This window comes from Hyalangium sp., from assembly GCF_035629615.1.
In the GTDB taxonomy this organism is placed as follows: domain Bacteria; phylum Myxococcota; class Myxococcia; order Myxococcales; family Myxococcaceae; genus Hyalangium.
In genome coordinates this window covers 1-11,080 of the sequence record NZ_DASPHO010000527.1, presented here as the reverse complement: position 1 = coordinate 11,080, position 11,080 = coordinate 1, and the positions used below count along the sequence as shown (strand labels likewise).

General features: G+C 68.2%; 14 protein-coding genes. 5 read left to right on the top strand and 9 right to left on the bottom strand.

Translation table 11 applies throughout. The features are described 5' to 3' along the window. The coding region (locus VD972_RS26805; protein ID WP_324991587.1) for a hypothetical protein at positions 1 to 220 on the bottom strand (220 nt) is incomplete at its 3' end. Positions 221 to 364: 144 nt separating this feature from the next. Between VD972_RS26805 and VD972_RS26800 the strand changes: the two genes are divergently transcribed. Next, positions 365 to 601: a Nif11-like leader peptide family natural product precursor gene (locus tag VD972_RS26800; RefSeq protein WP_324991586.1), complete on the top strand. Its 237-nt coding sequence runs from the start codon at positions 365 to 367 to the stop codon at positions 599 to 601. A gap of 25 nt (positions 602 to 626) precedes the next feature. Here the strand turns inward: VD972_RS26800 and VD972_RS26795 are convergent, their stop codons facing one another. Further along, positions 627 to 1,007 (bottom strand): SEC-C metal-binding domain-containing protein, encoded by a 381-nt coding sequence (locus VD972_RS26795; protein ID WP_324991585.1) that lies wholly within the window; start codon positions 1,005 to 1,007, stop codon positions 627 to 629. A 253-nt stretch (positions 1,008 to 1,260) separates the two neighbouring features. Between VD972_RS26795 and VD972_RS26790 the strand changes: the two genes are divergently transcribed. Next, positions 1,261 to 1,839 (top strand): GNAT family N-acetyltransferase, encoded by a 579-nt coding sequence (locus tag VD972_RS26790; protein WP_324991584.1) that lies wholly within the window; start codon positions 1,261 to 1,263, stop codon positions 1,837 to 1,839. 17 nt (positions 1,840 to 1,856) lie between these two features. Here VD972_RS26790 and VD972_RS26785 read toward each other — a convergent pair whose 3' ends face one another. The 6 genes from VD972_RS26785 to VD972_RS26760 form a co-directional block, all read right to left on the bottom strand. After that, positions 1,857 to 2,813 carry an aKG-HExxH-type peptide beta-hydroxylase gene (locus VD972_RS26785; RefSeq protein ID WP_324991583.1) on the bottom strand — a complete coding sequence of 319 codons (957 nt, stop codon included), beginning with the start codon at positions 2,811 to 2,813 and terminating at the stop codon, positions 1,857 to 1,859. Between the two features lie 242 nt (positions 2,814 to 3,055). Next, positions 3,056 to 4,357 (bottom strand): MFS transporter, encoded by a 1,302-nt coding sequence (locus VD972_RS26780; RefSeq protein ID WP_324991582.1) that lies wholly within the window; start codon positions 4,355 to 4,357, stop codon positions 3,056 to 3,058. A gap of 99 nt (positions 4,358 to 4,456) precedes the next feature. Then, positions 4,457 to 4,777: a hypothetical protein gene (locus VD972_RS26775; RefSeq protein WP_324991581.1), complete on the bottom strand. Its 321-nt coding sequence runs from the start codon at positions 4,775 to 4,777 to the stop codon at positions 4,457 to 4,459. Then, entirely contained in the window at positions 4,777 to 5,775 is a 999-nt protein-coding gene (locus tag VD972_RS26770) for a hypothetical protein (protein WP_324991580.1), read from the bottom strand. The genes VD972_RS26775 and VD972_RS26770 overlap by 1 nt, the downstream gene beginning before the upstream one ends. Then, positions 5,772 to 6,143 (bottom strand): hypothetical protein, encoded by a 372-nt coding sequence (locus VD972_RS26765; protein WP_324991579.1) that lies wholly within the window; start codon positions 6,141 to 6,143, stop codon positions 5,772 to 5,774. The genes VD972_RS26770 and VD972_RS26765 overlap by 4 nt, the downstream gene beginning before the upstream one ends. 38 nt (positions 6,144 to 6,181) lie before the next feature. Further along, the gene (locus VD972_RS26760; RefSeq protein ID WP_324991578.1) at positions 6,182 to 6,478 is read right to left on the bottom strand and encodes a hypothetical protein; all 297 of its coding nucleotides are present in this window, start codon (positions 6,476 to 6,478) and stop codon (positions 6,182 to 6,184) included. Between the two features lie 79 nt (positions 6,479 to 6,557). Between VD972_RS26760 and VD972_RS26755 the strand changes: the two genes are divergently transcribed. The 3 genes from VD972_RS26755 to VD972_RS26745 all read left to right on the top strand — a co-directional run bounded on the left by VD972_RS26755 (position 6,558) and on the right by VD972_RS26745 (position 10,871). Further along, positions 6,558 to 7,343 (top strand): hypothetical protein, encoded by a 786-nt coding sequence (locus tag VD972_RS26755; protein WP_324991577.1) that lies wholly within the window; start codon positions 6,558 to 6,560, stop codon positions 7,341 to 7,343. Further along, positions 7,340 to 8,851: an alkaline phosphatase family protein gene (locus VD972_RS26750; RefSeq protein WP_324991576.1), complete on the top strand. Its 1,512-nt coding sequence runs from the start codon at positions 7,340 to 7,342 to the stop codon at positions 8,849 to 8,851. Before VD972_RS26755 ends, VD972_RS26750 begins: the two co-directional genes overlap by 4 nt. A gap of 187 nt (positions 8,852 to 9,038) precedes the next feature. Then, positions 9,039 to 10,871 carry a hypothetical protein gene (locus VD972_RS26745; protein WP_324991575.1) on the top strand — a complete coding sequence of 611 codons (1,833 nt, stop codon included), beginning with the start codon at positions 9,039 to 9,041 and terminating at the stop codon, positions 10,869 to 10,871. Between the two features lie 54 nt (positions 10,872 to 10,925). Here VD972_RS26745 and VD972_RS26740 read toward each other — a convergent pair. Continuing rightward, positions 10,926 to 11,080, bottom strand: a 155-nt coding sequence (locus VD972_RS26740) for a YbaY family lipoprotein (RefSeq protein ID WP_324991588.1), incomplete at its 5' end; no start/stop codon positions are given.

Below are 11,080 nucleotides of genomic sequence, written 5' to 3'. Positions count from 1 at the left end.
CGACGCGCAGGTTGCGCACGCGGTCGTCGTGCTGCACCGTGAAGTCGACCCTCACCGGCGCCTGGCAGGCAAGGAAGAGCGCCGGCGCGTCGAGCACCGCGAGCTGCGCGGCGAGCGCTGCGGGCACCCGGAAGCAGCCTGGGCGCTGGCCCTCCCAGAGGTCTGCAAAGACTTCGCTCGTCCCGGCCGGAGAGGAGGGGGAAGGCAGCACGGGCTTCACGCTACAACATCGCACCCCGCGCGGCCACGGCAGTACGCGCCTGGTAAACCCATGGTGAACTCGCCAGCCCTGATGCCCTATAATCTCCACGGCGCGCCGTCTCGGCGAGCCGTGACGTTTTACTCGACACCTCAAGGAGTCCCCATGACAGCTTCCCTCCAGCAGTTCCTCCAGAAGCTCGAGACCGATGTCTCCCTCAGGGTGCAGGTTGCGAGCTGCCAGACCAACGCGGCCGTTGTGGATCTGGCGTCCAAGAACAGGTTCCAGTTCAGCGTCGCGGACTACGAGGCGCACCTCGACACGAGCCTCGACCTCGGCAAGCTGAGCGACGGGGCGGCGATCCTCTCGGGCCCGAAGCACTGCCCGACCGGCTGGCCCTAGGCATCAGGCGCATTCCTCCTATTGCTCACCGGACCTTGCCGGCGGGCGCCGGACCGGCAGGCGCCGTACTCGGCATACTGGAGCCCAGGCCCAGCTCGCTCCCGCTGGCGTCGTGCCAGTGGTTGTGCTCGGCGGACCAGATCCGGTTGCTGGAGCCCAGGCCCAGCTCGCTCCCACTGGCGTCGTGCCAGTGGCCGTGCTCGGCGGACCAGATCCGGTTGCTGGAGCCGCTCCCACGGCTCAGGAGGACTGCGACGACCCCAATGCCGAAAACGAGCACGACGGCGGTCGCAATCATCGCGAACGTCGACTTGCGCTTGTCGCGGACAGCCTCGGCGGGTCCGCAGCACTGCTTGTACTTCTTACCGCTCCCACAGGGGCAACGAGCGTTGCGACTCGGTTTCATCGTTCTCGCTTCTGATCGTAAGGGCCGCAGCCTCGTTGGCTCGCCGAAAACAGGCTATCCGGCATTTTTATTTCCCGCGAGTACCTGCACTCAGGGGCATTTCATCCCCGGGACGTGAGATCCCAGGTTCCCTCTGGAGGACTCACATGGCAACTCCGAAAGCAGCCAGAGATCGTGGCTGATGAGGGAGGCGATTCAGCATCAGGATTTGAGAGTGTTTGTGCGGAGGCTAGAAGACACAATGTGAGGCGCTATGCAGACCCTCGAGTCCGAGCGCCTTCTGTTCCGCCCGATGACCTGGGAGGATCTCCCCTTCTTCATCCGGCTGCACGGTGATCTGGAGCTCGTCCGCTACCTGGGCAGCGGCAAGCCCCGCACCGAGCAGCAGACGCGGGAGTGGCTGGAGCGGACCCTCCGCTGGTACGCGGAGGACCAGGTGGGCCACCTCGCCATCCTCCTCAAGGCCAGCCAACAGCTCCTGGGCCGGGTCGGGCTGACGTACTACGAGATCGAGCTCCCCACGGATGGCAGCGATCCGCTCACTCACTGGGGCCGCGGCTCGACGCCGCCTGGCGTGCCCCTCGTCCGGGAGATCGATCTGAGCTGCGCGCTCGAGCCTGGTGCCTGGGGCCAGGGCTACGCCACCGAGGCCACGCGCCGCCTCCGCGATCATGCGTTCCAGGAGCGCGGGCTCGAGCGGCTCATCTCGATCCTCCACCCGGAGAATGCCAGGGCACTCCACGTCGCGGAGAAGCTTGGCTTCCGGGCCCGGGACCGGGTTCGCGTCTATACACAGACGTTTCGTCGCCTGGAGCTTGCCCGCGAACCCTGAGTGGCGCCGAGCTCGCTCTACGCGCGCAGCACCTGGCCGATGCTGCTCACCATGGCCTCGCCGCTCTCGGTGAGCTGCGCATGCTCGCGCACCACCTGCCAGCCGCTCTCGAGCTTGGAGCGCAGCTCCACCACCTTCTCCGCGTACTCCGGGCGCCGCCGCGACAGGCGCTGGTACAACTCGTGGATCCGGACCAGCACGAACATCTGGTGGAAGGCGCCAAACATCGGGCGCGGATCACCCCGGAGCGGGGTCTCGTAGACCGCGTCGCTGGGGTTGAGGAACATGGGGCTCACGGACAGCACCGTGTTCAGGCGGACGTGAGAGCCCTCGTGGAACAGGTAGTCCGCCAGGATGACGGGGTCCTTCAGGAAGTCCACACGCATGAAGATGGAGCCATGCCGCTGGAAGTCCGCGAAGGACTTGAGCGTGTCATCCTCGAACAGCGTGAGCTGCTGTACCGACTGCGCCAGCTCCGTGTGCGCCTCGGGCCACAGCTCCTGGAGCAGCGCCAGCCCGGCGGCGATCTGCTCCACCCTCTGGGGCGAAGCCTCCGGCAGGACCCGGAAGCGCGTCCCGCTGCCGCCCATGTCTTGCGCTGACCGGTTGGCGCGCTGGACGGTGACGGTCTCCTGCACACCCCCCAGATCGAGCGCCACCTGGAGTGCCGCCTGGTGGGTGGCCGCGCGCTCGAGGCTCCGCTGGACGACGGCGAGCACCTGCTCCAGCCGGTCCAGCTCCCGGGCGAACCCGGCTTCGTCCTCCTCGCCCACCCGATCCCGGACGGCGAAGTACCACTCGAAGAAATCCGGGTGGAAGAGGTGCACATCGGACGCCTCGCGCAGGGCGCGAAGGACGTCCTGACGCTCGGGAGCCGCCTGCTCTACCACCTCGAGCAGGCTGCTCCGAGTCACTTGGATGAGCGCAGCCCGATCGAGCTGCGACGCTTCGGCATCAGGGGCCCAGGTTCTCATGGCTTCGGCCGAGTCCCTTCCTCAGGCCTGCGCTCATCCCCCACGCGAGGCTACTTCTTGACGGTCGGATCAGGCCCCTGTCCGAGCAACGCCAGGTTCGGGAGCATGTTCTTGATCTGACCCTTCACCAGCTTCTTCATGACTGCCTCCGCTGCGGGGGTTGCCTTATCGCAACGAGTAGAATTCTACATATTCGCGGAATTCCCTCAAGTACAAACCTTCCCGTGCGTCAGGAGACCTGTCTACCCGGGGGCGTCTGGCTCCAACCGGGCTGGGGCCGGAGCAGCGGGAGAGTAGCGCCGGGCGCCCAGCCACCAGCCCACCGTGGGCAGCAGAAGTAGGGCGGCAAGTCCCAGCTGGAGCTGCTGCGGGGTGAGCCCGAACCCGTCGATGACCAGGCCCGTGAGGCCGGAGGAGAGGATCATCGCCGAGGTGAAGAGCGTGGAGTCCGCGGCGAAGGCGCGCCCGCGCGTCTCGTTGGGGACCCAGAGGTTGATGAGCGAGCTGGAGTAGACCCAGAGGGTGGAGACGCCCATGTTGGCGATGATCAGGAAGAGCGAGGCCCAGAGCAGGCTGGGCGCCACCGCGAAGAGGGCAAAGGCAGTCATCATCACGAAGAAGCAGGCGCCAATGCCACGCACCAGCGAGCGCTCGCCGCTGCCGCCGATCCTGCGGGCCACGGGTGCGCCCAGCATCGCCCCCACGCCCCGGGCCGCGTACAGCAGCCCGATGCCGATGTCCGCATGGTTTGCCACTGGGAACACCCGGGCGCCGAACACGCTGTAGAGCAACATGATGCCGCCGCCGGCCAGGCCCCAGCCGGCCTTGGCGAACAGGACCAGGCGCACGCCCCGGTCATGGAAGAGCAGGCGCAGGGCCTCCTTGCGGGCTTGGATCCCCAGCGCGCCGGCCCAGCTGCCGGCCTGGGACGAGGGCTCGCGCCGCGGGAGGCTCACGCGGCTCACGCACGCGGCGGCCGCGAAGAAGGTGGCCGAGTCGATGATGAAGGCCATGGAGCGGCCCAGCCACGCCGCGGTGAGCCCGCCGGCCAGCGCTCCCAGGGCCAGCATGGCGGACCAGGTGATGCCGTAGACGATGGTGTTGCCCGTCACCACCTCATTGCGGGCGAGCACCGAGCCGATGGCGGCATTCTCGCTCGCGTCGAACATGGCCGTGACAGAGGACTGCGTGAAGCGCAGCGCATAGATCAGCCAGACGTGCTCGGGTTGCCGCACCCAGAGCAGCCCCAGCACGATGACGCCGCGGAGCACGCAGCAGATGAAGATGACCTTCTTGCGATCGAGCCGGTCGGCGACCATCCCCCCCACAGGGCCGAACAGCAGCCCGGGCAGGAGGATGGCAACCAGCAGCAGTCCAATGGACTGGCCCTTCCCGGTCAGCTCCATCAGCATCGCGTACAGCGAGATGGCGGTGAACCAGTCACCGAGCTGGCTGATCACCCGGGACAGCCACAGCCAGCGGAAGGCGTGGTTGTTGCGCAGCAGCTCGAAGTAGCCCACCTGCGCGTTCTCCACCGTGCTCATGTCCACCGCCTGGCGTCGTGGGGCGTGCTGCTGGCGAGCCATGGGGACGGTAGCACGGAGGCTGTTGTGGCGGAGACGGCGAGAGCAAGCAGCCGCGATTCAGGGCCAGCCGAACGCCGCTCGAGACAGGAACCCCAGGGTGACGCTCGTCAAGTTGGCCAGCAGGCTCCAGAGGAACGCGCGCTTCACCCTGCGAGATGAGAGCCACGCCGCCTCGACGAGGATCGCGAAAGCCTCCACCACGACCAGCGTGCCCGAGTAGCTCAGCCCCAGCCCGCGCACCGTCGAGAACCCGAACCACACCAGCGGATGGGTGAGCGTGCTGGCGAGGAGGGCGGCGCGCCAGCCCGCTCCAGCGCGCAGGTAGATGGGCACCTCCACGGCCTGCGTGAAGGCGAACGCAATGAGCCACGCCTTCATCACGAGCGCCGGCCCTCGATGAGCCAGAGCGCCCCGACTGCGAGCTCCAGGTAGCCGTGGAACACCGCGAGTCGCAGATAGCCCAGCCGCGCTTGCGTGAGATCCACCACGCCCCACACGGCGATCCCGAACGCGAGCGCCACGAAGAGTGTGAGCGGCACCCCACCGAAGTCCTCCACCAACGCCCTCCAGGTCGCCCGCCAGGGCCGCGGTGCCGCGCGGGGACGGTCATCCTCCGGGATGAGCCTCAGCCACACGCTGTAGTGCACGGACTGCAGGAACGCGAAGGCCAGCACCAGCCGCAGCGCCAGCACGGGAGGGGCACGCGGCGCCAGCGCCTCTGCGTGTTGTGTGAAGGATGCGCCCGTCCAGGGAGCCGTCCAGGCGCCCAAGGCCGTCAACACGGGCTCGGCGGTACCGAGCAACAGGGCCACCGTCCCAGCGGCGGCCAGCAGCGGCACAGCCCAGGCCCGCGCATGCCGCTCTCTCCAAGCCCACCACCAGAGCGCTACGGCGATCACATTGTGCAGGTGGGCGAAGGCCAGCTGGAAGGTGGCCCCGAAGCCCAGCGCCAGTCCGCTGAGGCATGCCCAGACGGTGAGCATCAGCCCCTTGCGACTCCACGGCCCTTGCGCCCCCAGGATGGCAGGAAGCAGCGCCAGCAGACCGATCGCCGGCCCGGCGCCGAGACAGGTCGCCAGCAGCGGGGCGCCGCAAAGCAGGGCGAGCACCGTCCGGCGATGCAGCCCCGGGCGCACTACGAGGTACCGTGCGTCCGAGACGAGGTGCGGCACGCCCAACAGCACCGGGCCCAGCGCGAGCATCCAGAGCGGCGCGGCGAGCGTGAGCAGGAAGGCGATCACCACCTGGGTGGCCCCGAGCCACGCCACGCGGCGGGCCCGGTCCGCGAAGAGCGGCCCAGCCCACGGAGCAAGGAGCCGATACAGCCGCGCGCGCAGCGCATCCGCGGGCGCGAGGATCGCCTCCACCGCGCTCATACGATCCGGCGCTTGCCGCGGATGAGCCACCCGGCCAGGAGCGCGGCCAGGAAGAGGGGAGTGGCCGGAGCCGCCGCACAGCTGCTCGTGCTCTGCCCCCCCGCCTCGGCAGCCGGGGACTTCGTGTCCGGAGGGGGCGAAGAGGCCACACACGTGAGGCAGTCGTACTCGACAGCGGTCGGCGGCGGACCCTTGCTGTAGTCGTTCCGCCAGCACTTGGACTGCTGGCAGGCGCCGGCCTTCTGGTCATCGGTCTCGCAGCTCGCGTTCGCCTGCTTGCCCGAACATCCCGAGGCATCAGGGGGCGGTAGGTCCGCCCAAGCGGCAGAGGAGAGGAGCAGCGCGGCAGGGAGCAGGAGTCGCTTCATAGGAGGACGATCCTACACCCGGTGGCGGGTGGGATGCCTCAGTGGGGGCCTGCGCTCCCCGACGGCGGAGCGAGCGTGCGCATCACCACGGAGCGGCACGCGGGGCAGATGACACCCGTGCGCTCCCAGTGCACCTGCTCCTCCAGCTCGCGAGGATCCTGCGGCCCCGCCTCGAGCTGCTGGAGGATCGAGGCGAGCTCGTCACCCGTGCCACCCCCCGAAGCGTCGAGCACGTCCTGCTCGCCTTGAAGGACGAGGGTGAAGCGGTAGTACACCTCGCTCGGGGCGATGTGCCGCCCGCATGCGACGCAGGTCTTCGGTGAAGGTCCAGCCACGAGAGGAGACACTAGCCAATTCCCTGCCTGGACACCCAATCATTGCCATCGCGGGTTCCACACGATTGGATGCGCCGCCGTGACGACTCTGCTCCAGCGAGCCCCTTCCTTCTTCCTCCTCGGCCTGCTTCTCGCAGCGAGCGCACCCGGAGCGGAGCCGGCAGCTCCGGCCACCCCGGCGGTCGCGGCTCCCGCCCCCGAGGAGCCAGCGGCCCCCGAGCCACCTAACTCCCCGCTCACCTCGCTCTATCCACTCTGGGAGAACACCGCCCACCTGCTCAACCACAGGGACCTGTATCTGGGCTCCAGCAACGCGGAGTTCGGCATCCTCGGTGTGGCGCAGCTGGGCACGCATCCCCTGTCTTTCATCTTCCGCACGCCCAACATCCACGGGAAGGTGAGGCTGTTGTCGCGCGAGCGGCTCGCGGTGGCCGCCCACGCGGAGTTCGTCGTCTTCCTTCCCGGGTCGAGCGAGGCCTTCATTTCGAGCAACTACATCTCCCGCCTGGACACCCGGGACATCCTCCTCACTGTTGTACCGGTGGGTGTCACGGCCTCCTACGAGGCCACCCCCTGGCTCTACCTGCACGGCACCGCCACGATGATGGGGATCTTCGACGACGGGCCCTACCGCAAGCGCGTGGTGCCCGGCCTCACCCTGGTGGCCGAGTTCCTGGCCTTTCAGCGCCACACGTTCCGCGCGCACATGGGCGAGGTGGGCTTCTGGATCCACGACTTCAACATGCTCGGCGCCTCCTACTGCTACCGGCGCAAGTGGTTCGAGGCGCAGATCGGCTACTTCTACCGCTTCATGAGGGAGGGCCGTCAGGCCAGCCCGCTGTTCTCGCTGGGGGTCTATCTGTGAGGCGCCTCTGGCTCGCGCTCGTCCTCCTGGGGCTCGCCGCACCCTCGTGCGACTGGGAGCACTACGCGCTGATGAACAGCGTCCCCGCCAGAGGGGATTCCTCGCTCAACCCCGTGGTGCGCGTGTATCTGGGGCTGGATGGGCTCTCCCACAGCGCGGTGGTCCGCGCGAGAGAGCAGGGCGCCTTCGCCGGGTGGAACCTCTCGCGCTTCATCCCCATGTTCCCCGCCACCAGCGACGCGAGCTGGACGCGCATCCTCCACACCGAGCGCTTCGCGGGGCTCGAGTACGGCCACTACGATCCGGTGAAGGACAAGGTCTACAACAAGGCCGTGGGCGGGCTGCTGGTGCATCTCGTTCCGCCGCTGGAGGAGCTCCCCTTCACCCTGCCCGCGTACGCCCAGGCGCCCGCCTACTACAAGGCGTTTGACTACCACGCGAGCGCCTACCTCGACGCGCTCTGGAGCTACGACCGGCCCTTCTATGGGTACTACCGCGGGCTCGACAACCTCTTCGTGGCGCTCGAGGGCCGCAGCCAGGTCCAGGACACCTTCACCGCCTATCTGCTGGAGACGGACGTCATCGGGCACCTGCGCTCCGAGGATGATGTCGTGGCTTCGCTCCTCTCCCTGAACGAGCGCATCGAGCGGTTCAAGCAGGCGCACCCCGAGCGCTCCTTCGTGTTCACCCTCTTCGGCGATCACGGGATGGACGGGGTCGCCAAGCCGCTGGACTCGGTGGTGGACTTCCGCGACGAGCTCGAGGCCGCGGGCGTCGCCACCGTGGAGTCATTCGAGGAAGCGGACAAGGTGGAAGGGCCCGCGGCGGTGGCCATCCTCCACACGCGCGTCACCTATGTGGCGATCCACGCGCGCGAGCAGTGGGTGTCCGAGGTGGCCCGTCGGGCCTCCACCTCCAAGGCCGCGGACCTGGTCTTCGCGCGCGGAGAGCCGCGGACGGGCTTTCCCGAGGGGCTCACGTGGGTGAGCGCCTGGCGCGAGGGCGAGCTCGCGGCGAGCTTCGCCTATGACGCCGCCACCGACGCCTACTGGCTGCCGAGCGACGTGGACTGGGAGGCGCTCGATCTGCCCGTGTCCTTCACCTCCGGGGCGAGCCACGGCGTCTTCAGCGACGAGGCGCTCTTCGCGCTCAGCGTCGAGCGCACCTACCCGGACTTCTTCTTCCGAGCACGCACGGCCTTCGAGCCCATCAGCGTGGAGTTCCCGGCGGACATCGTCGTGTCCTACCGCCACCCGTTCATGTCAGTGGGGTACCAGGCGCCCATCAGCAGCGCGAACGAGGTGGGCACCGCGGGCAGCCATGGCGCCATGGATCGCCTGGGCAGCATGGGCGCGCTGCTCTCCGAGGAGCGCGAGCTGCCGCCCGCGGTGCGCTCGGACAACCTGCTGGAGCTCTTCCCGGCCCTGGTCGAGCACATGACGCAGCGCGAGGTGGAGCTGTTCCCCAGCGCGCAAGGTGCCGAGCTCGACTACGACGCACTGCGCTGAAGTCAGTCGCTTCGAGCACTGGCAACCCGCCCTGGGTTTGAATAGACTTCCAGGAAATCCATGTTTTTGCACTTGTAGTGTTTCGCCGCGCTGACTTACGATGACCCTCCCGTGTCAGGGCTCCCAAGGAGCCAAGGAGTACAGAGTGAAGACTGAATACAGCAGGGCAAGAAATTGCTGGGGGGCCATGCTCATCACCGCCGCAGTCCTTGGGGCATGTGGGCCGGTGGAGGAGGCTCCTGTCGAGGAGGATGCTCTCGGGACGGAGGAGCAAGGCGCGCTGACAGGGGTCCTGCTGGGCGTCGTCACGGGCGACATCCACACGGATGTGACGCAGCCGTTGAGCACCCACTCGGAGCAGATGGTGTGTGAGATCTCCGGCATGGGCGCCCGGTGGATCCGGATCAACGCGGATGTGACGACCACGGATGAGACGACCTACCGGCGCATCGTCGAGAAGGCGCACGCCAAGAACATCAAGGTGCTGGTGACGGTGCCGGCGAAGTACTGCGGCGCGGACAACGACCAGGCCGCGATCGATGCGTTCACCACGGGCTACGTGAACCACCTGAACGAGCTGGCGAACGGCCTCTTCGTGGGCCCAGTGCGAGCGGACGCGTATGAGATTGGCAACGAGCCGAACGTGATGGAGAACACCGGCTGCAGCGACAGCGTGAGCCGCCCGCGCGTGGGGGCCAACGCCTTCGCGTGGCTGCTGCGCCGGGTGTGGGAGTGGAAGCAGGCCAACGCCCGCCAGGAGCTCATCGTCAGCGGTGGCCTGCGCAACGTCTACGTCACCACCAGCGCGGCCACCACCACCGACGGGTACTGGAACAGCCTGTTCGCCTCGTCGGCCTTCATCAACGGGGCCGGGAGGATCCGGCCGTTCGACTACCTGGGCGTCCACCCGTACAACAACAACTTCATGGACTACGCCTGCATCAACAAGGGCCTCACCACGTGCTTCGTCCCGTGGAAGAACAGCGTGAAGGCGGGCCTGCAGGCGGCGGCCGCGCGCATGAACAGCGTCACGGGCACCACGGACACGAAGCTCTTCGCCACCGAGTTCGGCTTCCAGGTCACTCCTGCGATCCCGCGGATCCCCCCCGCGCCGGAGCCCGTGCCCAACTTCTGCGCGGGCCTCGAGAACTGCACGCTCAAGTACGCTCCCGTGGGGCAGGGGATTCCTACTCCACAGCCTTACACGTGGTACCTGCAGCTGGCGGCGGGCATGAATGCCGCAGGCGAGGCGTTCGCGGCCAGCGGCGTGACGCCCGTTGCCCTGTGGAACAGCTACCGTGACGACGCGGGCGCGTCCTTTGGCCTGCGCCTCGGGTGGGATGACGAAACCCACAAGTACCCGGTGAAGCCGGCGGGCTGGAACAAGTTCCGCAACCTGGCGGGCGGCACGGGCAGCACCAACCAGGAGGCCTGCTGGGTGGCGGGCACGAACTTCCCGGTGGACTTCGAGAACGGCGACACCCTGCGCACCACGTCCTCCAACGACTGGGCCTATGGCTTCTACAAGGGCGTGTGCGCTCCGGGCGAGCGCATCATGGGCCTGTCCAAGTCGATCGCCAGCGGCTGGGCGCGCCATGGCCGCTGCTACAAGGATCCGCTGGACAGCGGCCGTTACATGCACCCCACGCCGGAGACGCCGACCTGCACGGCCCGCGACGTGACCGCCGGGGATGCCCGCGGGACGAGCCAGACGACCAGCGAGGACTGGGACTCGGGCAACTGGCGGGCGGAGTGCGCCCCCAACGAGTACGTGGCGGGCGTGGCCCAGTCGCAGGACCACAAGTTCAGCCACGTCCTCTGCTGCCCGGCGACCCTGTCGGCGCAGAAGACCTGCACGACGGTGCCCTTCGGGAGCGCGGACAACCAGCAGGATGGCGGCTCGGGGAACTGGGACGCGCAGGGTTACAAGGGTGAGTGCGGTGTGGGCCGCTACGTGGCGGGCGTGAGCCGCACCCCCACCACCGGCCAGCCGAACGCGCTGCTCTGCTGCACGCAGTAGCGCCAGGGTCTCACCTGGGGAGGCAGCCACCTGGGGCCTGCCTCCCCGGCTTCGTCAGCCGCCAGAGCGCACGAGCACCTGCACATCGGCGCTTGGGTTGCCCTGGGTGAGGACCGGAATGGGCGCGCGCGTGGAGAAGACCCGCCCACCGTCCGTGATGCGAGCGTTCACGATGTAGGTGGCCTCGGGGCGGAGGCGCTGCGGGCTGA

Excerpts from the sequence above, each read along its gene's own strand:
- VD972_RS26800 (WP_324991586.1), top strand. The coding sequence starts at position 365 with ATGACAGCTTCCCTCCAGCAGTTCCTCCAGAAGCTCGAGACCGATGTC.
- VD972_RS26795 (WP_324991585.1), bottom strand. The coding sequence starts at position 1,007 with ATGAAACCGAGTCGCAACGCTCGTTGCCCCTGTGGGAGCGGTAAGAAG.
- VD972_RS26790 (WP_324991584.1), top strand. The coding sequence starts at position 1,261 with ATGCAGACCCTCGAGTCCGAGCGCCTTCTGTTCCGCCCGATGACCTGG.
- VD972_RS26785 (WP_324991583.1), bottom strand. The coding sequence starts at position 2,813 with ATGAGAACCTGGGCCCCTGATGCCGAAGCGTCGCAGCTCGATCGGGCT.
- VD972_RS26780 (WP_324991582.1), bottom strand. The coding sequence starts at position 4,357 with ATGAGCACGGTGGAGAACGCGCAGGTGGGCTACTTCGAGCTGCTGCGC.
- VD972_RS26775 (WP_324991581.1), bottom strand. The coding sequence starts at position 4,777 with ATGAAGGCGTGGCTCATTGCGTTCGCCTTCACGCAGGCCGTGGAGGTG.
- VD972_RS26770 (WP_324991580.1), bottom strand. The coding sequence starts at position 5,775 with ATGAGCGCGGTGGAGGCGATCCTCGCGCCCGCGGATGCGCTGCGCGCG.
- VD972_RS26765 (WP_324991579.1), bottom strand. The coding sequence starts at position 6,143 with ATGAAGCGACTCCTGCTCCCTGCCGCGCTGCTCCTCTCCTCTGCCGCT.
- VD972_RS26745 (WP_324991575.1), top strand. The coding sequence starts at position 9,039 with ATGCTCATCACCGCCGCAGTCCTTGGGGCATGTGGGCCGGTGGAGGAG.